Here is a 26,789-nt window from a genome sequence, read left to right as displayed (position 1 = left end):
GACGAGCGCTGACCATTGCGAGTGCGTGCTGGGCGCCGATCTCGTCCCGGTGCAGGCTCGGCTTTCGGGTTCCGCTCGCTGGCCACCAGCGGTCTTGGACATACTGAGGTCATGACGAGCCGTGGAGTGGTCCGCAGTTGGGACGTGCGGGGTATGCAGGGCGTGATCGACTCCGCAGACACCCCCGGCGGTAGCTGGACTCCATGGATATCCGTAGCGGTTCCTGGGTTCCCCGGTTTGGCTGAAGGTCAGGAAGTCGAGTTCGAGTGGAATCAACTCGACGAGCCGGCAGACGGTTACGACTTTCACACGGTGCGCGCATGGCCAGTCGGCGCCGAGCCCTACACGCGGCCGGGGCCGTTCAGCTCCAGGGCTTGGCATATCGATCCCGACGGCAGTGCCCACGAGATTACCGACCTCGACGACACGATCCCGCCCCGGATCGGCACCCCAGCGAGCGGCGTCGTTACCACGTGGAATGACGACGAAGGCTGGGGAGTCATCGACTCTGCGGACACACCGGGCGGTTGTTGGACCTTCTACAGCGCCCTACACCCCGATGAAGTCATCAATGCCCAGCCGGGCGACAGTTTCAGCATCGGCGGAGGAATCCGTGGTCTCGACGTCGGCGAGCAGGTCGACTTCGAATGGGAGTCGGTCATCGATCAGGACGGATACAAATTCCGTGCGATCAAGGTCAGGCCGCGGCGGGAGATCCCACCTTGGCGCGTCGAACGAATCGGTAGGTAGCGCTCGGAGTTGCCAAGGATCGGTTTTCGGTCGGCGATGGTTTAGCGGGACCGCACGCCGATGCCTCGCATGGTGTGGTCTGGGCTGATGCGGACATTCCGTTCTCGCAAACGCCCGAGGTGAGATCACCGAGCGGATGGCGGCGTCCGCGGAATGGACCTCGACTGGTGTTCCGAAGGGGCAGCGGTGTTTTAGCCGGATGCGGGGCGGGGCTGATCCGACTTGGGACGGTGGGTGTGCTGGAGTTCGGCGTTGATGCGGCGGGCCTCGGCGAGTTGGTCTTCGAGGATGATGATGCGGCACGCGGAATCGAGTGCGGTGCCCTGGTCGATCAGTTCGCGGGCTCGGGCGGCGAGACGCAGCTGGTATCGGGAGTAGCGGCGGTGGCCGCCCTCTGACCGTCCGGGGGTGAGCAGCTTCGCGGCGTCGAGGCTGCGCAGGAATGCCTGTGTCACGCCGAGGATCTCGGCGGCGTGACCCATGCTGTAGGCCGGGTAGTCCTCGTCGTCGAACTTCCCGGCAGGGTCACGGTCGGGCGAATCTTCCTGAATGGGGGATACCTTTCCGACGGACAGGGCCCCCGGCGCCGTGAGGCACCGGGGGCCGGAGCGGGTTTCACTTCCTTGTTCACTGCGCTTCTTCCGGCTGTCGGGCCTTCGTGCTGCCCGGCCGCCGGCCGGATGTGCTGGGGCCTTACACACTCACATCAACCCTTACCCGGCACATCCTGGTCTTGCGGTACTTCTCTGCGGGCAGTTCATTCTCTCCCGCACCTCGTGAACTCTTTCCTTGCGACGAGAGAAACTCTACAACGACGAATCCTCGATGTCTACAGTGGCCACTACAAAAATTCTAGAGTCGATTGACCAGGGATTTCACACGCTGGGAGGCGCGATGATTCCGCCCATCGACGTCGACGGGCGGCCCCTCGACGGATCGGCTCTCGTTTGATCGATGACGGCGTCGGCCGCGGCGCCCGCCTGGCGCGCCCAGTACTCTTACCCCGTGTCCGGTGAACGTGGCAGCCTCCGCGCCGACGACGATCCGGCTCTGCCGAACCTGGTCGCGCTGGATGCCGCGGCGGATCCCCACATCATCACGCCCGCCCGCCCGGACCGGCACCGACATCGAATTGCGGATCCACACGACTCTCGCCCCGTTCGATGTCGCGGCCGAGCGATGGATCCCCGCCGCGGCTGGGTTCGCCGTCACCGTCATCGTGCACATCGTCGACGCGCATACGGGCCGCCCACGTTATCTGCCGTCCACGGAGCCCGCCAAGTGGGCGCGGGCGATCTTCTCCACTGTCGACGCCGCGCAGGGGTACTTCCTCGGCGCCGTCGACCCCGAGACCGGCATCCACCGGAGCGGGCAGCTCGCCTAACGCCTCTACCTCAACACCGACCGCCGGGTGGTCACCGTCCCCCGGGCAGGTGGTCACCTGCCCGCACTACTTGTTGCCCACGCTTGACAGCCGAGCGGAGATCACCATCCCCACGACCGCCTGACCCGGGCACCGGGGCCACCACCTCCGAAGCGCGCCGCCGTCAGTGGGCGTCCTGGAACGCCTGCTCGATCTCGGTGGGAATGCGACCGCGCGAGGAGATTTCGTAGCCCTGTTCGGCCGCCCAGGTGCGGATCTCCTTGACGTTCCCGCGCCGCCGCACCGGGGCGTCCGCGACGACGGGGCGATCCGAGCGTCGTTTGCGGCCACCGACCCGGGTGGCGTGTTCGATGAAGAATCCGATCTGCTTGTGAAACTTGCTGGCGTGCTTGTCTTTCAGATCAATTTCGTAGTCCACCCCGTTGACGGAAAAGGTGATGCTCTCCCCGTCCTCGCCGAAGATCGTTCCGTCGATGTCGTCGACCAGTTCGACAACTACCTTGCGCGCCACAGTTCCCCGATCTCTCACGTATTGTGCCAATTCAGCAGGCAGAACCCTACTGGCGGCCGCAGCCGATCGGGCAGACCGACCCCGGGGACGTGTCATTTCCGCGGGTCAACTTGCCGGTTATACGACGCAGGAGCAGCCGGGGTCCTGCCCTATCGGGTGTGCACCCGGGTGACCGGGGCCGGCGAGGTGTACCCCAGGATCGGACACAGTGCGATGGAAGGCAGGAAGGTGGGCACCTCCGGCCCCCATGCGTACAGCCTGGCAGGAAGTCCGAGGTTCCAGCACACCAGTTCCAATTGGTGGGTGTTCACCGATCCGGGTGCGCAAGTCGACATGGCACCGACCACGAAGAACTGTATGTCGCACCCACTCGGAACTGGCGGTGGTGCGGCGTGTGCGGGCGCTGCGGTCAGGGACATCGCCGCAGCCGCTGTGGCCGCCGCGGCGAGGGTGAGGCGCAGAAACCGTGACATGGCATCCTCCGGTGGTGCGGGCCCGACCCACCGCCCATTTTCGCGGGTCAGGTGTCGCTGCCGCGGTCTCTCCGACGAATCCGCTCGCGGCGGGCATGCTTCGCGAGCATGTGCTTGCGGTTGTTCTGGGCGCGGAACATCTCGTCGAGCATCCGGTTTTCGATGTTGTGATGGAAGCGGAGGATGCGTTTGGCCGCCAGATACACCAGCTCCTGACGGTCCGAGCCGAGCCGGTCGGCGAGGGCGTCGAGATGCACGAGGAGTTCGTCGTCGAGGGCGACGTCGACCCGAGCGGTGGGCGGTGGCGGTCGCAGGTCATGCACCGGCGCAACGGTCGCCAGGTCGCCCGCGAGGTCCCCGGGGTTGTCGAGGAGCCGGCGCACCGCAACCCGCACCAACGCCGAGGCCAACCGACTCCCCTGCCGGTTGGCGAGCCGCTCGAGGTCGCGGCGTACTGATGGGCGGAGCGACACCTTGAACTTCTCATCGAGCCCCGATGCGGCCGCCTCGCTGATCAGGGTCGCGCGGCAGTGGCCGGGGGCGGCGAGGAAGCGGTGCACCGCGACCGCGACCAGGTCCCGCGGCGACGCCTCAAGGCGGGCGGCCAGGGCGAGGAAGCGGGCCGCCGTCGGAGAGTCCAGTTTCAGGGTGACCGGGTCGTGCGGCAGCGCCCGTGCCTGGGCGGCGACACGGCGGGCCTGCGCGAGATCGACATCGGCGCGCGGGGACCCGATGAGTCGGCGAATCCCAACGCGGAGCAGCGCGGACATCCGGCGGGGACCGTACTCGTCCGCCAGCTCCTCCAGCCGGCGTTTGGTGTCCTCATCGAACCGGAAGACATGCCGATTCCCGAACGGGTTCCCTTGCGGGCTCGGCGCCTTGCGGACGGCGGGCGCGGCGGCGGCCTGGTCAGCGGCCTGCTGGCGGCGGGTGTTCCGGGCGATCAGCAGGTCCCGGTTGGCGTCCCCGCGGTAGATCTCCTCGGTCACCGCCTGATCGAGGTCCCGCGGGTTCGCCAGGAGCTGGCGGGCGGCCAACCGCATGATTTCGGCGCGGTCGGAGTCGAGCCGACCGGCGAGGGCGTCGAGTTGGTCGCGCAGCTCGTCGTCGAAGTGCACATTTGTGCGCGGGCCCAGAGTTTCCGGGGTCAGGTCGCGGGCGGCGCCGATCGTGGCCAGGTCGGCGGCGAGGTCTCCGGGGTCGTCGAGGAGTCGGCGGACCGCGACCCGAATGGCCGCGGCGGTGGGGGCGTCGCCGTTGCGGCTAAGCAGCTTCTCGAGGCGGAGCAGCGTGGAGCGGTTGAGGTACACGCGGGTGCGGCAGCTCAGATCGGTGCGGGCGTCTTCACGGAGCACCGGGTGCCGGAATCGGCCTGCACCGGTAAGGAAGCGGTGCACAGCGACGCGGACGATCGCGCTGCGGTCGGTGTGGAACTCTTGGGCGAGTTCGTGGAGGCGAGTGCTGGTGGCGGGGTCGAGGTCGAGAGGTCTTTCCGCCCAGGTGATGCGGCGGGCGTCGGCGGAGGCGCGGCGGGATTGGTCCAGTGCCTCCGGAACCCGGTCGGGGTCGGCGAGAAGTCGTCGTGCGGCCACTCGCACCAGTGCCCCGAAGCGGCGCGGGCCGATGTCGGCGGCCAACTCCTCGAGGCGTTGTTTAGTTTTCGGGTCGAACCGGAGCGGGATCGGATCCCCCACCGGTACCCGGCCCATGTTCGTCTCGCTCATCACCGGCCATTGTTCCGGGTACGTCCGGGGACCTCGATTCGCACCCCATGGCACCTGCCGCCGCCATACTCGGGCAGTGCGTCCCGGCGAGCCCGGTGGCGGCGAGATAGTTTGCGCCCAGCATCTGGGGGGCGGGTGCTGGCGGTCGCGGGCGTGTGACTGAATCAGGAGAGGTTGAGCGGTGTGTACGGGGGCGGGGGCGGCGGGGTGTACTGGCTGACGGGAACGCCGCCGATGGTCCCGAACTGGTCGAGGTCCATGCGGAACACGATTCCGCACTCGGGATCCCACTCGTAGGTGCCGAAGCCGTTCTCGGTGTGCTGCGGCGCATCGTCGGCGGGCTGGGTCTGGTTCTCGTCGTTGTTCTGCGCGTGTTCCGTCATGTCACCAACCTTACAATGTTGAATTGTTATGTCGCCATCCGGGTCGGATAGCTCATTCATATCGCTGGCTCGTCCCCGGTCGGCCGGCATCAGCGGGTTCATTGCTCGGTGTCGGCACGTGATGAGGGGGTTTCCGCCAGGTGGGTGAGGGTCTCCCCCATTGCGGAGGCGAGTTCGTCATCGGTGGGGACGAGTTCCCTCACCGGTGCGGGCAGGGTGTCGTAGGTGTAGTCGGCGACCGCCAACGGTGCGGTGGTTCCAGCGAGGGAGTAGCGGACGACGTTGTCGTTGCGTCCGGCGCACAGCAGGATCCCGATGGTCGGCGCGTGCTGGTTGTGGTCGCGCAGGTTGTCGTCGATCCAGGACACGTAGAAGCCGAGTTTGCCGACGTACTCGGGTTCGAACCGGCCGACCTTCAGCTCGACCACGACGAAGCGGGCCTGGATCCAGTTGAAGAACAGCAGGTCGATGTAGAAGTCGTCGCCGTCGACGTCGAAGTGGTACTGCCGGCCGACGAACGCGAAGCCGTGCCCGAGCTCGAGCAGAAATCGTTCCAATCGGGCCATCAGCGCGGCCTCGAGTTCGCGCTCCGCGACCCGGTCGGTCAGATCCAGGAAGTCGAAGACGTACGGGTCGCGGACCAGTTGCTGCGCCAGGTCGGAGTCACCGGTGGGCAGGTGGTCGGTGAAGTTCGAGGGTGCTGCCCCGATCCGTTGGTCGAGTCGGTTGCGGATTTGATGGGAGAGGACGTTGCGGGACCAGCCCCGCTCGAACGCCGCGGCCGCGTACCAGTCGCGTGCAGGCTGGTCGTCGAGGCGGTCGATCAGCATGGTCACGTGTCCCCACGGGATTTGTCCAACAGCTTGTTGGACGAATGCGCTCCGGGGCCATGCTGAGGCGATTTTCCGCATGTAGTGCAGGTTGCTGCGGGAGAATCCGCGCATCTCGGGGAACTCGGACCGCAGGTCGACGGCGAGTCGGTCGATGACCTTGCTCCCCCACCCCTCGGCTGCCTGGCGGTCCAGGATTGCGCGGCCGATGTCCCAGTACAGCAGGAGCAACTCGGTGTTGACCACTCGTGTGGCACGGACCCGGGCCTGTCGGACTTGGGTTTTGAGGTGCTCGAGGAAGTCGCGGTAGTCGTCGGGGAGCAGTCCGGAGTCACTCACCGGCTCATCCTCTCGTACTGACCGGAAGCACGAAGGGTTCGGCACGGGCCGATGCGTACGCGTACGTTCGCGGACGAATCATGCTTGGTCGGCTCACGGGTCGATTGCGGGTGCGAGGAGTGTGGCCAGTTGTTTGCGGGCGCGGTGGATTCGGGTTTTCACGGTCGCGACGGTGACGCCTTGGTGTTCGGCGATGTCGGCGTAGGGCAGGGAGGCGAATTCGGCGAGCACGATGGCGACGCGGAAGTCTTCGGGGAGTTGGGCGAGGGCGCGGCGGACCGCGTCGATGGTGGTGATTTGCTCGTCGAATCGGGGTGTGGGGTCTTCGAGCAGGATGCCGTATTCGCCGTCGGTGTCGTCGAGGCTGTCGGTGTTCTTGCGGCGTCGGACGACGGCGAGGGCGGCGTTGACGGCGATGCGGTGCAGCCAGGTGTGGAAGCGGGCGTCGCCGCGGAATTTGGGCAGGTTCTGCCAGGCGGCGGTGAGCGTGTCCTGCAGGGCGTCTTCGGCGTCGTGGGTGTTGCCGGTGATCTGCAGGCACACGTGCCAGGCGTTGGTGCGGTAGCGGCCGGCGAGTTCGGCGAAGGCGTGGTGATCGCCGGCTCTGCACGCCGCGATCAGGTCCGCGTCGTCCATGTCCTTGTCCCCCCGTGCCGTGATCACTGTCGTTGCCGCCCCCTGGGCGCCGGGAGAATCGTACCCGCCGTCACATACAGCCGCCCGAGCCAGGATTTTGGTGTCCGACCGCGCCCGGGGTGGTGGGGACGTGCTGGTGGTTAGAGCGGGTCGATGTCGTGGTGCCCGCCGAGGTCGATGCCGAGGTCGGTGGGGTCGTCGGCGCCGAGGGTGGAGGGGTCGGCGCTGTCGTCGCCGAGATCGAAGTCCTGTCCGGCGGGTAGGTCTAGATCCGTGTCGGCGTCGGCGTCGGTATCGAGTTCCGGGCCTGGGACGTTGCCGTCGTCACCATCGGTGTCGTCGTCGAGCAGGATGATGTCGTCGTCCTCGGGTACGACCGGTACGTCGTCCATGTCGGGGACGAGGTCGGTGTCGACGGGTGCGGTGGTGGGGTCGAGGGCGACCTCGAGGGCGCGCGCCCACACCTCGTCGGACACGGGCGGCAGCGCGCCCGATACCCCCAGTGCTGCAAGGACGGAGTCGTCGTCCACTGCTGCTCTCACCTCGTTTCCCTCAGTATGTCGGCGCCGACACGGACGCCCCCACTTGTTGGATGCATCGGACCGGCGAAAGGTTCCCGCCGAGCCGCCCGCATCTTTCGGAGCACCGCCACCCGATGTCGGTGATGGCCTCTCCAGTGTGCACGCCCAACCTGTTGTCGGTGGGTAGCGACAACCGCTACAGGTCGATCATCGCCCACCGGCGATCGGGTGCGGCCACCGACATTGCCACCGGGTCCGGGTGGTCGGCCAGGTCCGGATCGGGGGTGTCGGCGACCAGCATTTTGCGGCCCGAGTCCGCCCATGCGTCCTCGAACTGGTCGATGGGCACTTCGAGCTGGTTGCCGTTCGGGGCGCCGGGGTCGGAGAGGATCACCACTCCGCGGGTTTCGTCGATGCCGGCGACGATGAGGAAGTGGTCGGCCGTCTGGTCTTCCCCGGCTTCTTGGTCGGGGTTCCAGATCTCCCCGGAGTCGACCATTGCGATCACCCCGTAGCCGTCCTCGAGCTTGGTTTTCAGGTCGTCGATCGAGCTGTCCTGCACGGTGCAGGGCACCCCTTGGTCCTCGAGGAGGATCTCGAGGTTCGGCAAGGTCATGCCCTGTGCGGGGTCGCCGTCCTGCATGAGTCCGAGTTCGAGGGCCCGGTCGACGAGTTGTTCGGGGTCGTCGATGACGACGCCGGTGTACTGGGCGATCATTTGGGCGGCGCTCGATGGTCCGCAGTAGCCGTCGACCTGCTGGAAGAACCAGTTCACCGACCATTCCACCGGGTCCCCGTACACCCCGTCCCCGCCCGCGCGGTCGACCGGGGAATCCGGTGCGGTGTCCGGGTCGACCGCCGGTTCGGTCGCGTCCTGCGGCGGGGAGAGTGGCGGGGGCTCGGCGAGCTCCGGGTCGAGGGTGCTCAGGTCGATGACGGACAGGTCCACCGTTCCCGTCCCGTCGGCGGCCTCGACGAACGGGTCGTCCTCGAAGACCTGTTCGGGGATCGCGTCGAGGCTCTCGTCGATCGGGACCGGTTCGCCGAGGTAGGTGTCGTCGTCGAGTGGGCTGGCGGACCAGGCTGCTGCGTCCAGGTCCGCGGCGATGTCATCCATTCGGTGCTCTCCCGGTGTGAGGTTCGGCCGCAATACAAGTCGGGTGGGTGCGGGGTGTACTGCACCCATCGGCCGCTGAAAGTCTGGTGGGCGCCGCCCGCGCGGCGCCCAGGTGTGGGGTCAGGCCAGGTCGGTGGCGGTCTGGTCGGCCGGCGTCTCGGTCGGGTACGTGTCGGCCTGCTCGTGGTAGTGGTCCTCTGCGGGGATGAGGGCTTCGAACTGCTCGATCGACCCGAGGTGCCCGTCGGTGGCGGTGTCGAAGGACTCCTGGGTGCCGTCGTTGTCGGTGTCGGCGGTGCGCAGGTCGAAGGTGCCGTCCCCGTTGGTGTCGACCAGGGTGTCGTTGGTGATGCCGTCGAGGTCGGTGTCGAGGAGGGTGGTGTCGAAGCGGCCGTCGCCGTTGCTGTCGATCAGGTGCACGTCCGGGTTGCCGTCGGCGGTGGTGTCGAGCCGGGTGTCGGTGATCCGTCCGTCCTCGATGACGTCCTGGCGGAGCGGTGCGCCGGTGGTCGGGTCGAGGTGGGTGGCGAGGTCGACGGTTCCGTCGTCGTCGAGGTCCTCGGCGAGGCGGATCCCGGTGGCGGTGGGGGCGATACCGGTTTCGTAGGTGCCGTTGCCGTCGGTGTCCTGCTCGACGAGGGTGATGGAGCCGTCCTCGTCGATGTGGGTGATGGTTTCGACCGCTTCGATGCGGGTGTGGATCAGGTCGACGTTTCCGTCGCCGTCGACGTCGCGCGGCGAGTAGTACTCCCCGCCGGTGCCGGCGCCCAGATCGGTCTCGCCGGCGGTGCCGGTTCCCGGGTCGGTGTCGTCGGCGATGGGGCCCGGAGCGGTACCGGCTCCGACTGGATCGGCTGCCACCGGCGGCTGCTCGCCTGCGGCGGGGGCGGTGGGGGTGTAGGTGGCGTCCTGCGGGTCCCCGGTCAGGTTGGGGCTGGGCGAGGTGGTGCCGGTGGTGGTCGGGTTGTCGTGTGCGCCGCGGGGGTTGCTCATCTCGAATCCTTGTCCGTCGAAGGTATTGGCCGGGAAGCAAAAGTTCCCTGTGCTGTCGAGAGTTAGATGCGGTGAATGGTCCGAAAGGTTCCCGGACTTCCTGAAAAACTTTGCGACCGGCCGCGACCTGGGGCGAAAGGCCTGCACAGACAACTGCGCCCGCCCCGAAAGAAGGGCGGGCGCAGTCTCTGCGGCGGCGGTGGAGGTTAGTTGATCAGGCCGGCGCGGGAGAGGAACGTCTTCGCCCCGTCGAGGCCCTGGGCGTCGCTGAAGCTGGCCATCACCCCGGTTGAGCTGTTGGCGTACCAGATCGAGTAGGTGTTCGCGTAGCCCGGACCGTCGATGTGTGCGGCCGCGGTCCGCGGGATGTTCTCCACGATCTCGTTGTCGGTCGAGGTGGTGTCGTTCTGGAAGCCCTGCCGGATGCCGAGGACCCGTTTCTTTGCTTCGGCGGGGTCGACGCTGACGATGATCGATTGGTAGTCCTGGTCGGAGATCCCGGCGGTCAACGCGGTGCCCTCTTTCAGGGTGCATTGCATCTGGAGGCCACCGTTCTCGGTTTCCCCGTTGGTTTTGCAGTTCTCCAGATCTGTTCGCAATGCTGCCGGAAGGGCTGCCAGTACAGCCTCTTTCGTGGTCGGAACCTGTGTGTTTCCGGTTCCGGAGGCGCCGGCCTGCTCCGCGTTGGCGGTGTCTCCGGCGGCGGCTGCGGTGTCGGCGGGCGGCACCTGATCAGTTGCGCCCTTGTCTCCGGTGAGGGCAATCGCTCCGATGACGCCGGCGACGACCACCACGGCGGCGGCCGCGGCGCCGATCATTACCCACTTCTTTTTACCCGTACCGGTGCCCGCTGGCGCCGGCGTGGGTGTGGGTTGCCATGTCGCTGTCGTTCGGTCTGGACCTGACGGCGGGATGGGTGCCGTTGCCGCCGGGCCGTCGGGTCGGGACGGTTGCGACGGTGGGGTGGGATGGGTGTATCGCGACCCGACTCCGCCCGCGGCGGCGGTGTTGCCGAGGCCGCGGACGATCGGGGCGGCGGCCGCGATCGCCCCCTGCGCGACGACGGTCTTCGGGTCGTCGAGGGTGGCGATCGGCCCGAGTGCCTTGAGGTGTTCCTGCACGATCGGGATTCGGGAGGAGCCTCCGGTCAGATACAGCGCGTGCAGCCCGGTGGGGTCGGTGACGTGGGCGTCGGCGAGGGTTGCCCGGGTGAGGGTGACCGCCTTCTCCAATGCCGGGGTGATGAGCTCCTCGAACTCCTCGCGGGTGATCTGGAACTTCTCGGTGTGCCCGCCGCCGGCGACGGTGATGGTCGCGGACGGCGCTTCCGAGAGCAGTTCCTTGGCGCGGCGGATCGAATCGTCGAGGGCGTGCCGGATGTCGATCGGCGCCGATCGTAGGTAATCGCCCAGTTCGGGGTTGCGGGCGTCGAGTTGTTCGTCGACCCATCGGCGGATGTACGCGTCGAAGTTCTTGCCGCCGAGACCGTTGTCGCCGCGTGCGGCGACCACGTCGAATGTGCCGTGGTCGTTGGCGGCCAGCACGGCGATGTCGAGGGTGCCGCCGCCGAAGTCGAACACTGCGATCTTCGCGCCTGCGGGCAGGGTGTTCGACCGCGAATAGTAGTGCGCCGCTGCCCGTGGTTCGGACACCGTGGTCACCTGGGAGGGGTCCAGCCCCAGTTGGGCGGCCGCATCCAGGAGTACCTGGATCTCGCGTGGGGACCAGGCCTCCGGGTGGGTGAGCACCAGCTGGGCGGGCGCCTGCCCGGCGTGTGCGGCCCGGGCCCGGGCCATGACCGAATCGAGTACCGCGGCGACCGGCACCGACGATGCGATCGCGTAGCCGTTGACGTTCACCACGCCCTGGCCGATCACCCGTTTCGGTGAGGGCATGTAGGCGGCGGGGTTGGTTTCGGCGCGGTTGGTGGCCACGTCTCCGACCGCGATCTGGTGCGGGGATTCGACGAACACCGCCGAGGACATGGTGGTGCGGTTGTGGCTGAGTTGCAGTGCTTCCACGGCGCCGCTGACCGCGCCGGTGTGTGCGGCGGCGGTGTTGGAGGTGCCGAAGTCGATCCCCAGCAGCCAGTCCGGCCTAGACATTGATACCCCTCGTGATCGAGCCCCACGGATTACGCCCGGCGGCCTGTGCAGCGCGGCCGCGCCCGGGCATCATGTCACGGCGGCGCGGGGGCGGTGGCTGCGGCGTTCGGTAGAACATCACGGGTTGGTCCTTCCACAGGGGTGTGCGTCGGCGGTTGATAGTTCGATGCGCGTCGCAGGCGAAAGGTTCCCGCCCCACCCCCACTGATTCGCATGGGGCTGCCGTCTGGGGGTTCGGGTCAGGTGGCCGCGAGGGTGCCGTAGGTGTGCGCCAGCACGATCAGGGCGGCGTCCTCGGCCGCGGTCATCGTCGACAGCGCCTGCATGTGCGCCCAGCTCAGCTTCTGCTGCGCCGTTGCCCGCACCTGGTCCGGGCCCGCGCTGTCCGGGAGCCCGAGCTGCCCGGCCGGGGTGTGATGTTCGAGGAGCCTTCGCAGTTCGGTGGTGACCGGGGAACGGGGATCGGCCTCGAGCATGGACTTGAGGTGTTCGAACAGCACCACCGTGTGCAGGGCGGGGTCGCGGCGCAGGTGGTCCACGACGCCGCGGATCTGGTCCCGGGCGGGGTGGGTGAAGGCGAGTTGGTCGAGTTCGCGGATGATCCGGCTGGCCCGGTGCACGGCGGCGAACCGGCCGAGATGCTGCGAGAGCACTCCCCGCAGCTGTGGGATCCCCGAGTGCGCGGTCAACCACTCGTTCAGGGTGGCGGCCCCGCGGGCGGCGACGTCGCGGCCATGGACAATTCCGTATTCGCCGACCAGATCGAGGAGCCGATCGCGCACCGCCTCGGGCACCACGGTGGGGGTATCGGTGTCGAGGAGGTCGAGCACCTCGAGCGGCCCGTACCCGGTCAGCGACGCCAGCGCGCGGGCATCGGCCTCGGTGAGGGCCCCGGTGTGGGAGGTCTCGGCGAGCAGCCCGGCGATCGGCATCACCGTCATGACGGTGTCGGCGAGCCGATCCGCCAGGACCCGGGCGTGGGCGATCGCGTGCTCGAGCGGATTGCGCTGCCCCAGTGCGCCTTCCCCGAATCCGTCGGCGCGGGAGAGGACGCCGAGGGTGTTCAGCGGGGTGAATCCGAGTTGTTTGAGGAAGGAGATCTCGTCGGCGCGGGGCGCGGAGTCGAAGAGGAACACCGCGGCGTCGGCGTCGACGGAGGCGGTGCGGGTCTGCTCGAACCCGTCGATGAGTACCCGGCGGGTGCGGGCCTCGTTCTCGGCGGTCAGCGTGGCCAGACCGGGGGTGTCGACCAGGGTGAAGTCGCGGATCGCCGCCGAGGGTAGCCACCGGTGCAGGTAGGCAACCTGTTCCGGGTCGACCCCCAGGTCGGCGGTGTGGCCGCGGGACAGGTGCAGCGGGCGGCGGGAGCCGTCGAGTAGGACCACCTGGGCGCGGGAGGGGGCGCCGTCCTGGTAGACGGCGACGATGCTTGTGGCCTCGAGGGCGGCGGTTTCGGCGACCGGCGCCCCGATCAGGGCGTTGACCAGTGTCGACTTGCCGGCCTTGAGTCGGCCGACGATCACGATCCGTGGCGGGGACCAGAGGATCTGGCCGATCCGGTTGGCGTGCGCGGCCAGATCGGGGGCCAGGCCGGCGAGTGCGTGCAGCGCCCGGTCCAGGCCGGCGCGCACCGGATCCCAGGCCGGTGCGGTGGGGGTGGCCGTCACCGGGGATCACCACCCGCGTCGGCCGAGGGTGTGGTGTGCGTGGACAGTTCGGCGATCAGGGATTCGGCGCGGGTGATGTTGTTTTCGACCACCCGCAGGTTGTTCTGTAGGCGGGTCAGCTTTTTCTCCCGGGTTGCCTTGTCGGCCCGGGCGGTGTCCTCGGCGTCTTTGATCTGCGCCTGCAGGGTTGCGATCGAGGCTTTCACGTGTTCGCGGTAGCGGATGACGATTTCCGGGCGGGCAAGCGCCAGGGTGGATTCGAGCATCCGGGAGGTGGTGGTCTTCGTGGTCGCGATCGTCTCCCGCAGCCAGCCCAGCAGGTTCGTCTTCCCGGTCCGCATCGCCTTGAAACCGAGATTGAATCCCACCCAGGCGACTCCGACGACTGCCCCGACGCCCATCATCGCCGAGACCCCGATCAGACCGCCGAGCATCGACGAGCCCATCACTCCCATGGTGACCATCGACGGATCGAGCAGCCCTTGCCGTTTGCCGGCGACCTGGTGGGTTTCGAGGGTGCGGTTCGACAACGTCGCGAGGACCTGCTCGGAGATTTCGTGCCAGATGACCTCCGAGGCGAACCGCGGTTGCACGATCTGGGTGTAGAGCTGCTCGAGGAACAGGTTGACCGACCCCGCCATCGCGGCCTGGAAATCGCGCTCCATTTCCGCGGTGAAATGTTGCGGGTTCCGGCGCAGCACCGCCATCCCGTTCTTGTTGATTCGGGTGGTCCACTTCTGCCGGATGTCGTCGAGGCGGCGGTCGAGGTCGTCGGTGGCGTGCTGGCGGATCAACGTCAGGTCCCGTTGCAGGTACTGCTCCCACTGCGTCGAGTGGTCCTTGAGGCCCTGCAATTCGGCCAGCTGTGCGGTCAGATCCGGGATGACCTCGCCGCTGCGGGTGATCGCCGCGATTTGGGTGCGCAGATCCGTCGCCAACGTACGCAAACCGTCGACCGCGGTCCGCAGACCGGTGATCGCCGGGAGATGTTCAGCGATGGCGAGTTTCGAGTCGATCAGGGTGCGCAGCTCGACGATCCCGGACCGTGCCTCGGCGTGGTCGCGCTGCGGGCCGGGTGCCATCTCGGCGGCGATCACCGCACGCAGACTCGACACCCCGACCACCGGAATCTGCCGGCCCAGGTGCCGGACCAAGAGTTCGCGGTCTTCGTCGACGATCGGACGCCAGCGGCGGATGTTCTTGTCGGTCTTGGTGACCACCACGATCAGTGATTCCACCGCGGACCCTGTCTTGTCGATGAACGCCATCTCCGGCGCCGTCAGCGGGGTGGTGGCATCGCACACGATCACCAACACGCATGCCTGCGACGCGGACGCTTCCGCCAGGACCGCGTAGGACGGGTCCAATCCGCCCACCCCGGGGGTGTCGATCACGGTGACGTCACCGAGCCGGCTGCCGGCCACCGGGACGATCGCCCGGGTGGGCAACTCCTCGATCCGGCTGTCGGTGACATGGGCGCCCTCGCACGAGACCCAGTCCGCCAGCTCGGCGTGCGGGATTTGCTCGGTTCGGTCCGGGAACAGGATCTGCGCCGTGCCGCCGGGTTGCTCGGCGGTGGCCCCCCCGAAGCTGATCGTCGTCGAGGTCGTCACGTCCACCCCCACTGGGGAGGCGCCGCGCCAGCCGACCAGCGCATTGACTAACGAGCTCTTTCCCCGCTTGACCTCGCCGACCACGACCACCGAGCGGGTCTGTTCCCTGCTTTGGGCGCGCTGTTCGGCGAGGTCGCTGATTGCGTCGTACCCGAACGGGCGCAGGATCTTGTCGGTGATCGACGACAGCAGCACCTCGGCGCGCTCCCGCGGCGGCGTCTCGGCGGCTGGGGAGGCAACGGTGGCCGGTTGCCCGGCTTGGGCTGCGGATTCCACGCCCTCTCCCCTTCCCGTCGTCGATCTGTGTGCGCCCGGGTGTGGGCGCCGTCGAACCCTAGCGTGACCGGGCCTGGGCCTGCATCGCCAACCGGCCACCTCCCCCAAGAGCGGCGGGTGTGACGAAGGCCACCAAAGGGGTGTGGGAACCTTCCAGGCGGTCGCGGCCTCCAACTACCAAGACCACACGCTCCCGCCCGGCGACGCCGACACTCGCGGGGGGTGAGACAGGGAAGGGATCAACAAGACGATGAGGACAACCACGTGGATGCCGGCGGCAGTGCTCGCCACCGCAGTGCTGTTGGCCGGCTGCAGCAGCACCGACACCACCGCCGAACCCACCGGTAAATCCGGCGGAGACCAAACCGCGACCGCGAGTGTCGATCCAGCCGCCCTCGACACCGGCAGCTACCCGACCAGCCCGGCCCCCGAGTTCGGGCGGGCCACCCAGGAAACCATCCTCGACGTCGACGGGCAGCGGCTCGCCGAGTTCACCGTCGTTCCCTTCGAGATCGACCCGGAACTGACCTCGGTGAAGATGCCCACGATGGTGATGCGCAGCGGCAAGAACCTCGGTGTCGTCCTCAGCGACGCCGCCGGGGACATCGCCCACAACCACCAGATGCTCTACGGCTACGTCTCGACCGCCGCCACCCCCACCACGAAGACGACCGATCCGTCCCGGTCCGTCGTCCAAGCCGTGATGCGGTTCAACAACCCCGAGGACGCCGCCGCAACCGCCCGCGAAATCCACCAGAACCTGCTCACCGTCGACGACGGCACCGGCCTCGAGACCGCCGAAAACATCGACATCCTGCCCAACACCCTGGTCTCGACCGGACAGACGAACTTCGATGCCGGACCCGAGGTCTCGGTCAACGCGTTCACCCCCCACGGGGACTACCTGCTCTACACCTGGGCGAAAGCCCCCGCCGCCGACAAGGACTGGACCGCGAAGGCCGTCGCGAAGTCCCTCCAACTGCAAGAACCGCTGATCGACCAGTTCCCGGCCACCCCGACCCGCGCCCAGAACGGTGGACAGTCCGCGCAGCTGCCCATGATCGACCAGGACAAGGTCCTGATCTACGCCCTCCCCGAAGAAGACGCCCAAGCCCAACTCGGCGACGACATGGCCGCCTACGGGCCCCGCGGGATGGCGCACCGCTCCACCAACCCGCCGCTGACCTACAAGATCCTCACCGACGCCGGATCCGACCACAACGCCGTCTACAAGACCACCGTCTACCGGGCCAAAGACGATGCCGGCGCCGAGACGATCCTCACCGAGTTCTACAACGACCTTCTCGCCGAAGGCTTCACCGCAGCCCCCACCCCGCAGGGCCTGCCCGACGCGAAATGCGCCACCAAGGACACCGTCAACGGCACCCAGGACTACTGCATGGTCGCCAACGGGCGTTACGTCGGCGAAGCGAGCGGTACCGACAACAAGAAGGACGTCGATCAGCAGATCTCCGCTCAGTACCTGATCCTCGAGCACGCTGACCAGAACGCCGAATAGCCAACGCTGGATACAGCTGACACCGCACCCTGTGGTTGTGGCCTCGCCGACAACGGCGAGGCCACAGCCACACTCATCCGACGGGCGTCGCGAAACGGGCGTCAAGACCGCGGTGGAGACCTCCGGATGCCGATCGCCGTCCAAGGACACCCACTGACCACGATCTGACCCGTGCAGGCCCGGACGCTCCAGGAGCGGCGCCTCACCCCGATGCCCCGGCACGTGTCCGTCACCGCCCGCCGACCAGGACCGATCTGCCGACATCCCTTGCTACCGTCGGACAGTGCGCTCATATCTCAGCAGTCGTGGCCCGTTGTACTGGAACCGGATCCGACAAGAAGCCAGCGATCGGTGGCTCACCGACGGCAGTCGCGGATTACGAGGCATGACACGCACACCGCCACCGCTGAGCGACCATGAGTGCGCAACCCTGGTGGCGGCGCTGGTCGAAACAACGGGCGGCAGGTGGCCAGCCACACAGACTCGGATCGCCCGACTCCTCACCAGACTCGACATCGACGGCAACGCACCGGAAATGGCACGAAAAATCCACACGTTGATCGCCGATCCCGACTGGCCCGCCCACGCTCTCGAAATCGAATCCAGCGCCACCGAGTGGTGGCTGCAGGCATCCCGCTGATGTGAAAGCCCGCCACCAGGATTCCCGATGGTGGGCATGTCCGTCGTCTGAGCCAAATCGTGGGAATGCCTAGGTTGAGGTCGTCGCACGACTGCACGTCGGTGCGAGCCGAGTTCTTGCCGATGCACTGCCCCGCCATGGCTGAGTCTATTGGCAGTAGGAATTGTCGGCCGTGGCCACGGGTCTGGCCGCTGAATCGAGGACAACACGGGATGCAACCTGGTGATCACCCCAGCGATCGCACTGATCACCCTGCAGTTTTTCCGAGGAATAAGACATCACCGGCCATCGGCCGTAGGGATCTGTTCCAGCAGCGCATCCCCTTACGTTCTGTGGGATAGTCCTGCTTTCTTGCAGAATCGTCAAACCGATTGACATACTTGAAATAATGACAAATTCGAAGACGTGCGACGGTTTTCGGAAGGATGCGATATCAATGCGCGCCACCCAGTCCGCAGCCTCTCCCCTGCAGCACTACCGCATTTTTCGGCGTCAACATCCTCGCACTGCGATCCCGGCCGACTACGTCACCGAAGACGGCTTCCGACTGGGGCGTTGGCAAGAGCGTCAGCGAGTTGCTCGCATGCTCGGCACTCTGCCGCCCCAACGCATCGCGCAACTCGATGCGATCGGGTTCCTGTGGAGCGACGACGACGATGTCCCCGTGCCGGCTGTGTCACGTGCCGACAGCAAGCAGCGGCGAATGCTCACCGAAATCGCTGCGTACCGCGAAGAGCATGGCAACGCGCTGGTGCCCGCGAACTACGTCACCGCCGACGGCGAACAGGTAGGTCAGTGGCTGTATCGGGCGGTCAAAAAATGGCGGGCCGGCGCATTGCCCGACGAGGAGCGTCGTCCGCTCGCCGCTCTCGGGGTCTCCCCCGGTCCACGGCCGCGGGGGCCGCGAACGTCGGCACAGCACACCGGATCGGGAGTCCATCGCCGCGACCGGCGGCTTTCGGCTCAAGCGCGGAGCTGAGCGCGAATCCGCTGGCTGCACATCCATTCCCGCAGTCGGATGAGTTCTCTCTTACGTCGGGGGCAGCGATGGTGGCCACCACTGCCCCCGCGGCCGAACCCAGGGGTGGGTGTCGTTAGCAGGAGTGCAGGACCTGACTCATCGCGTCCTTCTCGGCCTGGGTCACCCACAGCCGGTAGAGGGCTTTGACGTCGATCTGCCGCGAGACGTAGGTGCACCGGTATGCCTTGTTCGGCGGCAACCAGGATGCGGCGTCGGAATCGGACTTCTTCGAATTCGTGGGCCCGTCGACGGCCTGCAGGTTTCGGGGGTCGTTGGCCAGGTCGCGGCGCTGCTCCGGGCTGAGCTGCTGGGCGCCCTTCTGCCACGCATCCGAGAGTGCGACGACGTGGTATCCGGTACTAGGAGTGTTGTGCCGTTCACATCATCGACATGGGTGTAGTTCGTTGGCCATCCTCGTCACTGGTACGCGTATCGGACATTGGCATGCGATGCCGACGACATCGCTGACACACCGGACGGCAATCCCGAGACCGAGGCGTTGAGCGCGTTAGCGTGGTCACGTCGAAGGAGACCAGATGGCGTCCACTCAACGTGTGATGACCGGTGGAGAGACGACGTGGACGGTGGTGTCCGATTCCCACACACTCGTCGAACCGATCGAGCAGTATCTGGAATTCGCTCGTCAATCGGAGTTCTCTCCAAACACCATCAAAACGTACGCGCGTGGTCTAGCGCTCTGGTGGTCCTACCTGGAGAAGTCCGATCGGCAGTGGGATACGGTCCAGCTCAGCGACTTCGGCCATTTCCTGATGGCCGTGCGCACCGGCCAGTTCGACCCGTTCGTCCGGCAACTTCATCCGGAAGCGACTGTCACAGAAGCGACCGTGGCGATCCGCATACGACCGGTGATGAGCTTCTACCGATACCATGCCGCGTTCGGCGTCGATGCCGCATCGTTCCTCTACGAGCACGTGCGATCACGACCGGCTAGGTATATGCCGATTCTCGAACATATTGCTCGTCGAAATGCTCAGCGACGGACAGCTATCCGCGTGAGACTCCGAAACCGGCAGACTCCACTGCTGGAGCCGGACTCCATCGATGCCCTGATCGCAGCCGAGGCATCTTGCGCGCCGACCGGCGACTGGTCAGGAGATCTGCGGTACCGATTTCTCTGGACCTTGCTGGCCGAGACCGGCATGCGAATCGGTGAAGCACTCTCACTTCAGCATCGAGACTGGAACACCAGCCGTGGAGACACGGCATCGGTTGCCATCGTGCCACGACCACACCCCCACGGACTGATACCGAAATCCGGCTACCGCAAGGTCTTCGTCGGCAGCCGCCTCGACCGCCTCTACGGCGATTTCGTGTGGTGGCTCTGCGAGCACGGCGCAGACGGTGTAATCGACGACTGGGACAGTGGATACATCTTTTGCAACACCCGACGCGAACCGCTCTACGCACCGCTGCGCGGCGAAAGTGTGTATGCGCACCTGCGGGCGATGAAGCGGAAGGTGCCGCAGCTACCGGAGGCGATGACGCCGCATTGGTTCCGTCATTCCCACGCCACCGCACTGCTGCTCGCGGGAACACCTCTGCATGTGGTCAGCAGGCGCCTTGGGCACCGAGACGTGCAAACCACGATCAACAGGTATGGGCACGTCACCGAGGACGCTGAGCTGGAAGCGCTGGCGAACTGGCGCGACGTCGTATCGGGATGGGAGACGAAAACCGATGTCCCGTAGCCCAAGACGCGAGCCCAGGCCAGAACCTAAACGTCTCGAAGGCCGCGACCTGCGGCTGCCTGTCTCGGAGATGTTCGACCCCCTTCGGGCACGGCAGCTGTGGGATTCACTGCCCGAGCCATGCCGCAGCGATCATTTCGACAAGAAGAACATGCCCGACATCTACGCCCCCGCGGTCGCCGAGCGCAGTGTGGGAGGAGGACCATGGACGTCGGTAGCCCTGAACTTTCGCTCGCTGCCGGAACCGATGACCTGGGAGCTGGCCTGGCTGATCCACCGGGAGGTGGAATTGGGCAGAATTATCCACCCGACGCACTTCAACGCCACCACAGGAATCCTGCGCGCCGCTACTGGCTATGGCGGGAAGACTGCCCGGTCAGCGGAGTCATTGCTGCACCTCACCCCCGAACAGTGGCTGAGAGAGGCGCAGCGGGCGCAGTTGCGCGGCCTGCAGCGCGGGACCAGCAACGACAGCAAGGCTCTCCACCGTTTGCGTCGCCTGCAGGACATTCTCGTCTACCCCTACCATCAGGGCCCGTGGTGGCAGCTGAACCTGTGGAATCCACAACTCGACCCCCGCGTTCCCCAGCGTGAACACGAACCGATGAGCCACCACAGCGCCAACTTCAGTCGACTGAGCAGTGACTGGCTCCGTGAGGGAGCCAAACTATGGCTCTCGGAGAACCTCGAGAACGGCCGCTACAGCTGGAGCACGATCAAATCGCGTCTCGACGCACTCAAATGGCTTCAACGCCATCTCGACACGGTCGGCGACGCCGGCCCCACCCTGACCAGCGACCCCTCCGCTTTCCGGCCGTTCGTGCGGGGATTCTGCGAGATGCTACGCACGCACACCGTCACCACCGGAAAGAACAAGAACCAGCTCCTGGGCAAGAATCCGCGCCGAAACATCATGACCGCAATCGAGCAGTTCTACCAATGGATGTTTGACCATCGCGACGAAGCGTCCCACACGCTGGGCCAACCCGAATGGCGGCTGCTGCGCCCCGAGCACTGCGTGTTGTTCCGGCCCGAAGACAAACCACGCCTGACCAACAAGCGACACGACGATGACATGGTCCTCGAAGACGCGGTGGTCACCAGAATCGCCGCCGGCGCCGAACTGCTCGCGAAGCCACGCACCGAGGGTGGCCTCGGTGACATTCAGGCCTTTCACATATTGATGCTCCTCATTCGCACCGGACGCCGAGTCAACGAGATCCTCATGATGGACTTTGACCCCTTGATCCCACTCCAGAGGACATCGAAGTCGCCTCCCGACACGGTCGACAGCGCAGACTTCGTGGCCCGCCTGCGCTACCAACAGACGAAGATCGAATCCGCACACCCCGCCTCGATCCCGGTCGACGCCGAAATCGTCACCGTCATCAGGGCTCAACAACAGGTCGCGCGAGAGCACATGGCGCGAGTCGGCAGACCAGATCAGACCCCCAGATACCTTTTCCTGAGACGTATTCAGAACCGCAACGGCACCGCGTCCTACCCGATGCCCACGTTGCATACGCACCTGGCCGCACTCGCGGATCGCTTGGCGATCACCGACAGTGCCGGACACCCGGTAATGATCAGTAAGACACACCGCTTCCGACACACGGCCGCCACCAACCTGCTCAACGCGGGCGTTCCATTGCACGTGGTGATGAGATACTTCGGACACGTCAGCCCGGAAATGACCATGCATTATGCGGTGACGCTGTCGGAAACCCAGGAGCGTGAATTCCTGCGCTACAAGAAGGTCACCAGCGACGGCCGAACCCCGGGGATCGACACCTCGGATCTCTACGACTTCCTCAAGCTCGACAGCCGGGCCGATCGCGTTCTGCCGAACGGTTGGTGCACCCTCCCACCGAGGCAATCCTGCGACAAGGGAAACGCGTGCTTGACCTGCCCGAAGTTCGTCACTGATGCCACCCACGCCGCCGAACTCTCCCGGCAACTCGAGGAAACCCAGCGGCTCATCGAGATCCGCAAGGAGACATTTGCGGCCCGCTACGGAACGCAGATGAGCGAGGACAACGTCTGGCTACAAGGCCGCACCGACGAGGTCACCTCACTCAACCAGATCCTGCTCGCGATCACCGACACCGCCGACCAACACGGAATCCGCGGCGCCGGAGTCCGAGACCAGACCGCCTGATAGGAGTCGACATGTCCGAACACCTCCAGCGAGCTGCGCGCCTCCGACACGACCAGGCCATGGCACGCGCCACCGACGCACTCCGCGAGCTCTCCGCCGCGGGCCAGCAAATCACCTTCGTGAGTGTCGCCCGCAGGGCCCATCTCTCGACCGACTTCCTCTACAAGCACAGCGACCTCCGCCGAAAGATCGAAGACCTTCGCACCTCGACCGGTCACCGCAGCACGGGCCCCGACGCAGCACCCGACGAGCAACCGACCACATCCTCCGCAGTCCGCGCACTGGCCACCCAGCTGAAGGAAATCCGCAGCCGCCACCACGCAGAAGTGCTGGCGCTCCGCCAAGCCCTCGCCGCCGCCCACGGCGAGAATCTCACACTCCGCCGCGAAATAGCCCAGCTCAGACCGCTCTAACTACACGGCGGTCATACGGCCCCCATCGGCCAGGGCAATGCCTCGATGCCGCGCTTACCTACGACCGGTTCCGGCGTCATCGGCATGTCGATGACACTATGACCTGGGCTTATTCGGGGATATATCGTCGAAGTGACGGATACGACGTGGTCGATCTGCACCGCCGTGGAGGTGTCCTGGCCGCGAACGAACGCGATCGTGGTGCCGGTGTAGGTGTCGTGCAGGGTTCCGGTCGCCACGACACAGTCCCGCGTGCTGGTTTTGTAGGTCAGGTCGACTAGGTCGCGGCGGAGGATGTCGTTGCGGGTGTCGCAGCCGTTGTGGCCGCCCTCGACGCTGTTGTCGTCGGACCACGATGGGCCGAACTGTTCTCGTGTGTAGCCGGTCTTGGGGGCGCGGCCCTTGACCGCGAGGGTGTCGAGTTTCGCCAACGCCGGTGCCGCATCGAATACCGGCGCGGGGGCGGCCGGGGCGCCCCCGAGTGACCCGGTGCCCGGATCGGCATCGGCGATGGCCGAGCACCCGGTCAGGCCGATGACGGTGGCCGCACCGAGGGCGAGGAAGGCGGTCCGGGGGCGATGGCGCATGTGTCTGTTCTCCTGTTACCGGTGGGGCTGGTGTGATCGCAAGTATTGCGGGTGCCTCCGACAACTGTGTGAGCGCTACTGACTGAGGCGGGACGCGGGTGACGCAGCGTTACCGAGCCGGCCGGTGCTGTCGGATGTTTCGGTGCGTGCCCGACGAGACCGAACACTCTGCGACCGGGCACCTCGGGGCCGCCTGATGCTCGGTTCCCTCTGCAAAAGTTCTAACGCCTACTCCGCACGCCACTCCAGATTGACCTGGTTGACTTGACCTGGTTGACCGAGGATGATGAAGGCATGAGCACACCACTGCGGGATATCGTGGCCGCCGAGCTCGCTGCCAGCGGTCTCGACCAGACTGAGCTGAACCCGGGCGACGCCGCGTATGTCGAGAACGGGATCCGCGGTGTGCTTTCCGGACTGAAGGCCCGCCGCGCCTGGGAGAACCACATCGGGGCGATCCTCACCCACAAGCAGGTCCTCGAGGTGACCGGCTGGACGAAGCAGGCCCTGAGCCAGGCGGTGCGTGATCATCGAGTCCTGCGCCTCGAGGCCGAGGACGGCTCCGCCGGATACTCCGTCGCGGGGTTCGACGGTGCCGCTCCGGCCCGCCCCATCCTCGGGGTCAAGGATGTCCTGCGGGTGTGGGCGGACGCCGACGGTACCGGGTGGATGGCCGCGTCCTGGATGATGACCGAACAACCCGAACTCGGCGGCAGGACGCCGCGGCAGGCGCTGCTCGACGGGGACGGGCCCTCAGTGGTCGATCTTGCTCGTGCGGCCACCGGGCGGCTCGCTGCGTGAGTTCACCCCGCACTGCCCTGCACCTGCTCGCACCCCCACCCCCGGAACACCTGCACGACCGGTTCCCGTCTTGGCGCTGCCCGGCCGGGACGGAGGTGTTCCGGTGTCACGGCGCCGAACACGGACCGCTGTGGTTCGCCAACGCCGGGTATGGCAGGTTCGACCTCGCCGACACCCAGGGCACCTGCTACACCGCCGAATCCGAGCAGATCACCCTCCTCGAAACCTGGGGTGGTATGCGAGTGATCCCGAGTACCGAACTCAGCGCCCGCGCGGTCTCCCGCATGCAGGTGACCACCGACCGGATACTGGCGGACCTGACCTCGAACACGGCCGCCCAGTTCGGGGTCACCGCCGAGATCTTCACGACCGGGAATTACCACCTGACCCAGATGTGGGCATCCGCTCTCCACTCAGCAGGGTTCGACGGCATCCGGTACTGGGCGCGGCACGACCTCGCCCACACCCACGCGTGCCTCGCGTTGTTCGATACCGCCGGCGCCCGCCCCACCGAAGGGGAAGAAGTCGCGGCATACTCGGTCGTCACGACCAGCACCCTCATCGAGCGCGACGACCTGATGCAGGAACTTCAACAGGACACCGGGATCACCGTTCTTCCCATCCCACATTCACTGTGACGCAACCACCCTGACTATCCGAGGCTAACCCCAAGCTGCTCGAGAAGGAGGGTGGGGAGGGGACGTGCGAAATTTGTCCAGCAAGCTGCTGGACAATTTCTACAAGGAAGGAACCGGCCTGCTGCTGCGCGCGTCCAACCGGGCATGACGATGCGCCCCGATGACCCGAATCTCGACGACTTCGTCCGATGGGAACTCGAGCTCTACCGACAACGAAACGCCGAACGACGAGGACTGGCCTTGCCACCTGATCCACGAGAACTCGATGCCCCACCCGCTGACTGATTCCGACCCGATGGTCGCCGAGCCGACCGGACAAATCATTAGCACTCGACCATTGAGAGTGCTAAATTCTCTTTAATCGATGGCACGGCCCCGTGAGAAGCCGCTGGGCCCAGTCACAGTCGCTGGTCCCGGTGCACGGCAAATTGCTACCGGGTCGGGGCAGTGATGGAAGGTTGCCCTTGATCGGCACATCCGGGCGTCGCACCACAGACGACCGGACCACCCGACACACTGGAGGAGGATCATGACCCCCGCTACCTCGCGACCATCAGGTGTAACCAGTGGCGGGCGTTCCTCCGGGCGCGCACGCCGGCGAACGCCGCGCGGTGGATCGCGGTTGCCCTCCGTGTCGATCGCCCTGGGGGCGTTGTCCATCGCGTCGTTCTGGGTGGTCGGACTCGGGTTCGTCCTGGGCGTGAGCGCCGTAGGGTGCGGTGCTCTCGCCACAGCCCGGTCCGGCGTAATCGACGATGAGTCCGCATCGCTGCGGGCGTTGCTCGGCGTCGTCGCCGGAGTCGCGGGGATCACGGTGTCCGCGATTGCGCTCTTTCCGGTGCTGGAGTACCTATGACCCGCGCACCAGCCCCTACACGCCCCGTCCTCGACTTTTGGAAGGATCCGCACCAACCCGTGACCGCCGTCCCCGACTCCCACCTGCCCATCACACAGACCACCCTCGACACCGGTCGCGACGACCCCGCGTCGACCGGCGAGGCGCTCCTCGAGTCCTGGGAAGCGGGAATCGCCGTGACCATCGGCCTGGCGCTGCTGACCACCCTCGTGTGCACCGTCCTCGGGTCCTTCCCGCTGGCCCTTCTCGCGCTCGTCGCGGTCGCCGGCATTGCCGGCTTGGTCACCGCCGCCCTCTGACACTGCCCGCAACACCGCCGGCGTGTGTGTTCCGGTGATGGGCGCAGTGTCACCCCGTCCTGCGTTCGTCGCGCCTCGATGGACCCGGAACAGACCCTGCGCTCCCCAGTAACACCACGCATCCGAGGGTGTCGACAACCTGTTCTCAGTTACCTCGAGGTAGGTCTCGTACTCGAATCGTTTTCGTAGGGTGGGACTCTCAGGAGATTCACAGCCACTGTGGGGCCAAGTGATGCGACGATGAAGCATGCGCCGCCATCGTTGGCCGGCCCTCGCGCCGCCCACCACCGGAGGGATCACCGTGCACGCGGGCATGCCGATCGCGGCCGAGAAAGACCTCACCCTCGAACTGTCCGCCGCGACCGCGTTTGCGTCCGGGCTTCTGCTGCGGTTCACGCTATCCGTCACCGGTGTCCGCGCCGACTTCGCGCGCTACGAAACCCGCCCCCTGACCGACCCCCACGACTGGTCGGCGCAGTGGTCCTACCTGGCCGTGCGCATCCTTGCCGACGACCTGGGCGGCCCCGCCGACCCGTTCCACCCGGTCCCCGACTCCGACTCTGCCTCCGGGCCGGAGGGATCCGGGCCGTACCGAACCACGCCGCAGTACTGGATCGGCACCTACCCGGCCACCGGATCGCTGACAGTCACCACCAGCTGGCCTCAGGTCGGACTCCACCCCACCTCGGTCACCCTCACGCTCGGACCCAGCCCCTTCCCCACCACCTTCGGGTCCGATGCCCGTCGGTGACGGTGTCCGACTGTGCTCGACGAGTGTGAATGCCCGGGCCGCTGTTGACGGTTCCTGGTTATCGGAACTGACCGG

The 26,789-nt window shown here is 66.5% G+C and carries 26 protein-coding genes and 2 pseudogenes; 13 read left to right on the top strand and 15 right to left on the bottom strand.

Annotated elements, in window-relative coordinates; all coding sequences use genetic code 11:
* The first annotated feature begins 153 nt into the window (after window positions 1–153).
* A complete protein-coding gene (locus CJ177_RS48660; RefSeq protein ID WP_257014811.1) occupies window positions 154–750 on the top strand; it encodes a hypothetical protein in 597 nt (198 codons plus the stop codon).
* A 191-nt stretch (window positions 751–941) separates the two neighbouring features.
* On the opposite strand, the gene CJ177_RS48655 is transcribed toward CJ177_RS48660, so the two are convergent.
* Window positions 942–1,325: a MerR family transcriptional regulator gene (locus CJ177_RS48655; protein WP_373560073.1), complete on the bottom strand. Its 384-nt coding sequence runs from the start codon at window positions 1,323–1,325 to the stop codon at window positions 942–944.
* Between the two features lie 430 nt (window positions 1,326–1,755).
* Here CJ177_RS48655 and CJ177_RS33955 point away from each other — a divergent pair.
* Window positions 1,756–2,258, top strand: a pseudogene (locus CJ177_RS33955) (N-formylglutamate amidohydrolase).
* Window positions 2,259–2,297: 39 nt separating this feature from the next.
* Here CJ177_RS33955 and CJ177_RS33950 read toward each other — a convergent pair.
* The 12 genes from CJ177_RS33950 to CJ177_RS33895 form a co-directional block, all read right to left on the bottom strand.
* Entirely contained in the window at window positions 2,298–2,645 is a 348-nt protein-coding gene (locus CJ177_RS33950) for an Lsr2 family protein (RefSeq protein WP_095869678.1), read from the bottom strand.
* 149 nt (window positions 2,646–2,794) lie between these two features.
* Window positions 2,795–3,118 (bottom strand): hypothetical protein, encoded by a 324-nt coding sequence (locus CJ177_RS33945; protein ID WP_095869677.1) that lies wholly within the window; start codon window positions 3,116–3,118, stop codon window positions 2,795–2,797.
* A gap of 47 nt (window positions 3,119–3,165) precedes the next feature.
* Window positions 3,166–4,842 (bottom strand): CopG family transcriptional regulator, encoded by a 1,677-nt coding sequence (locus CJ177_RS33940; RefSeq protein WP_095869676.1) that lies wholly within the window; start codon window positions 4,840–4,842, stop codon window positions 3,166–3,168.
* A gap of 164 nt (window positions 4,843–5,006) precedes the next feature.
* Window positions 5,007–5,225, bottom strand: coding sequence for a hypothetical protein (locus CJ177_RS33935; protein ID WP_095869675.1), 219 nt, complete (start codon window positions 5,223–5,225; stop codon window positions 5,007–5,009).
* A gap of 98 nt (window positions 5,226–5,323) precedes the next feature.
* A complete protein-coding gene (locus tag CJ177_RS33930) occupies window positions 5,324–6,394 on the bottom strand; it encodes a YhcG family protein (RefSeq protein WP_095869674.1) in 1,071 nt (356 codons plus the stop codon).
* A gap of 93 nt (window positions 6,395–6,487) precedes the next feature.
* Window positions 6,488–7,030, bottom strand: coding sequence for an RNA polymerase sigma factor (locus CJ177_RS33925; RefSeq protein ID WP_095869985.1), 543 nt, complete (start codon window positions 7,028–7,030; stop codon window positions 6,488–6,490).
* A gap of 140 nt (window positions 7,031–7,170) precedes the next feature.
* Window positions 7,171–7,572 carry a hypothetical protein gene (locus CJ177_RS33920; protein ID WP_257014809.1) on the bottom strand — a complete coding sequence of 134 codons (402 nt, stop codon included), beginning with the start codon at window positions 7,570–7,572 and terminating at the stop codon, window positions 7,171–7,173.
* A gap of 175 nt (window positions 7,573–7,747) precedes the next feature.
* Complete coding sequence (locus CJ177_RS33915; RefSeq protein WP_095869672.1) at window positions 7,748–8,668, bottom strand: C39 family peptidase; 921 nt, start codon at window positions 8,666–8,668, stop codon at window positions 7,748–7,750.
* 120 nt (window positions 8,669–8,788) lie between these two features.
* Entirely contained in the window at window positions 8,789–9,661 is an 873-nt protein-coding gene (locus tag CJ177_RS33910; protein WP_095869671.1) for a hypothetical protein, read from the bottom strand.
* Window positions 9,662–9,867: 206 nt separating this feature from the next.
* Window positions 9,868–11,766 (bottom strand): Hsp70 family protein, encoded by a 1,899-nt coding sequence (locus tag CJ177_RS33905; RefSeq protein ID WP_095869670.1) that lies wholly within the window; start codon window positions 11,764–11,766, stop codon window positions 9,868–9,870.
* A gap of 239 nt (window positions 11,767–12,005) precedes the next feature.
* A complete protein-coding gene (locus tag CJ177_RS33900) occupies window positions 12,006–13,433 on the bottom strand; it encodes a GTPase (protein WP_095869669.1) in 1,428 nt (475 codons plus the stop codon).
* Window positions 13,430–15,322, bottom strand: coding sequence for a dynamin family protein (locus tag CJ177_RS33895; protein ID WP_095869668.1), 1,893 nt, complete (start codon window positions 15,320–15,322; stop codon window positions 13,430–13,432). Before CJ177_RS33895 ends, CJ177_RS33900 begins: the two co-directional genes overlap by 4 nt.
* A 250-nt stretch (window positions 15,323–15,572) precedes the next feature.
* Here CJ177_RS33895 and CJ177_RS33890 point away from each other — a divergent pair, with 250 nt between their 5' ends.
* The 3 genes from CJ177_RS33890 to CJ177_RS33880 all read left to right on the top strand — a co-directional run bounded on the left by CJ177_RS33890 (window position 15,573) and on the right by CJ177_RS33880 (window position 18,460).
* A complete protein-coding gene (locus CJ177_RS33890) occupies window positions 15,573–16,841 on the top strand; it encodes a hypothetical protein (protein ID WP_257014808.1) in 1,269 nt (422 codons plus the stop codon).
* Between the two features lie 385 nt (window positions 16,842–17,226).
* Window positions 17,227–17,481 carry a hypothetical protein gene (locus CJ177_RS33885; protein WP_095869667.1) on the top strand — a complete coding sequence of 85 codons (255 nt, stop codon included), beginning with the start codon at window positions 17,227–17,229 and terminating at the stop codon, window positions 17,479–17,481.
* Between the two features lie 436 nt (window positions 17,482–17,917).
* Window positions 17,918–18,460, top strand: a complete 543-nt coding sequence (locus tag CJ177_RS33880; RefSeq protein WP_095869666.1) for a helicase associated domain-containing protein — start codon at window positions 17,918–17,920, stop codon at window positions 18,458–18,460.
* 115 nt (window positions 18,461–18,575) lie between these two features.
* Here CJ177_RS33880 and CJ177_RS33875 read toward each other — a convergent pair.
* Window positions 18,576–18,851 (bottom strand): annotated as a pseudogene (locus tag CJ177_RS33875) (HNH endonuclease family protein); the annotation flags it as partial.
* A gap of 187 nt (window positions 18,852–19,038) precedes the next feature.
* On the opposite strand from CJ177_RS33875, the gene CJ177_RS33870 reads away from it, so the two are divergent.
* The 3 genes from CJ177_RS33870 to CJ177_RS33860 all read left to right on the top strand — a co-directional run bounded on the left by CJ177_RS33870 (window position 19,039) and on the right by CJ177_RS33860 (window position 22,782).
* Complete coding sequence (locus tag CJ177_RS33870) at window positions 19,039–20,211, top strand: tyrosine-type recombinase/integrase (protein ID WP_061699545.1); 1,173 nt, start codon at window positions 19,039–19,041, stop codon at window positions 20,209–20,211.
* Between the two features lie 151 nt (window positions 20,212–20,362).
* Window positions 20,363–22,369, top strand: coding sequence for a site-specific integrase (locus tag CJ177_RS33865; protein ID WP_197487936.1), 2,007 nt, complete (start codon window positions 20,363–20,365; stop codon window positions 22,367–22,369).
* Window positions 22,370–22,380: 11 nt separating this feature from the next.
* On the top strand, window positions 22,381–22,782 hold the full coding sequence (locus CJ177_RS33860; protein ID WP_061042815.1) for a DUF6262 family protein: 402 nt from the start codon (window positions 22,381–22,383) through the stop codon (window positions 22,780–22,782).
* Window positions 22,783–22,793: 11 nt separating this feature from the next.
* On the opposite strand, the gene CJ177_RS33855 is transcribed toward CJ177_RS33860, so the two are convergent.
* Complete coding sequence (locus CJ177_RS33855; protein ID WP_257014807.1) at window positions 22,794–23,369, bottom strand: hypothetical protein; 576 nt, start codon at window positions 23,367–23,369, stop codon at window positions 22,794–22,796.
* Between the two features lie 294 nt (window positions 23,370–23,663).
* Between CJ177_RS33855 and CJ177_RS33850 the strand changes: the two genes are divergently transcribed.
* The 5 genes from CJ177_RS33850 to CJ177_RS33825 all read left to right on the top strand — a co-directional run bounded on the left by CJ177_RS33850 (window position 23,664) and on the right by CJ177_RS33825 (window position 26,714).
* The gene (locus tag CJ177_RS33850; RefSeq protein ID WP_005255841.1) at window positions 23,664–24,170 is read left to right on the top strand and encodes a hypothetical protein; all 507 of its coding nucleotides are present in this window, start codon (window positions 23,664–23,666) and stop codon (window positions 24,168–24,170) included.
* The gene (locus tag CJ177_RS33845) at window positions 24,167–24,808 is read left to right on the top strand and encodes an RES family NAD+ phosphorylase (protein ID WP_257014806.1); all 642 of its coding nucleotides are present in this window, start codon (window positions 24,167–24,169) and stop codon (window positions 24,806–24,808) included. The genes CJ177_RS33850 and CJ177_RS33845 overlap by 4 nt, the downstream gene beginning before the upstream one ends.
* A 631-nt stretch (window positions 24,809–25,439) precedes the next feature.
* Window positions 25,440–25,664 (top strand): hypothetical protein, encoded by a 225-nt coding sequence (locus CJ177_RS33835; protein WP_005255836.1) that lies wholly within the window; start codon window positions 25,440–25,442, stop codon window positions 25,662–25,664.
* Window positions 25,661–25,963: a hypothetical protein gene (locus CJ177_RS33830; protein ID WP_257014805.1), complete on the top strand. Its 303-nt coding sequence runs from the start codon at window positions 25,661–25,663 to the stop codon at window positions 25,961–25,963. Before CJ177_RS33835 ends, CJ177_RS33830 begins: the two co-directional genes overlap by 4 nt.
* Window positions 25,964–26,210: 247 nt before the next feature.
* The gene (locus CJ177_RS33825; RefSeq protein ID WP_095869663.1) at window positions 26,211–26,714 is read left to right on the top strand and encodes a hypothetical protein; all 504 of its coding nucleotides are present in this window, start codon (window positions 26,211–26,213) and stop codon (window positions 26,712–26,714) included.
* The last annotated feature ends 75 nt before the right edge of the window (window positions 26,715–26,789 follow it).

The sequence above is a fragment of the Rhodococcus sp. ACPA1 genome, assembly GCF_002300195.1.
In the GTDB taxonomy this organism is placed as follows: domain Bacteria; phylum Actinomycetota; class Actinomycetes; order Mycobacteriales; family Mycobacteriaceae; genus Rhodococcus_F; species Rhodococcus_F opacus.
The sequence above is the reverse complement of the archived record's forward strand: the minus strand, read 5'-3'. Positions and strand labels throughout refer to the sequence as shown.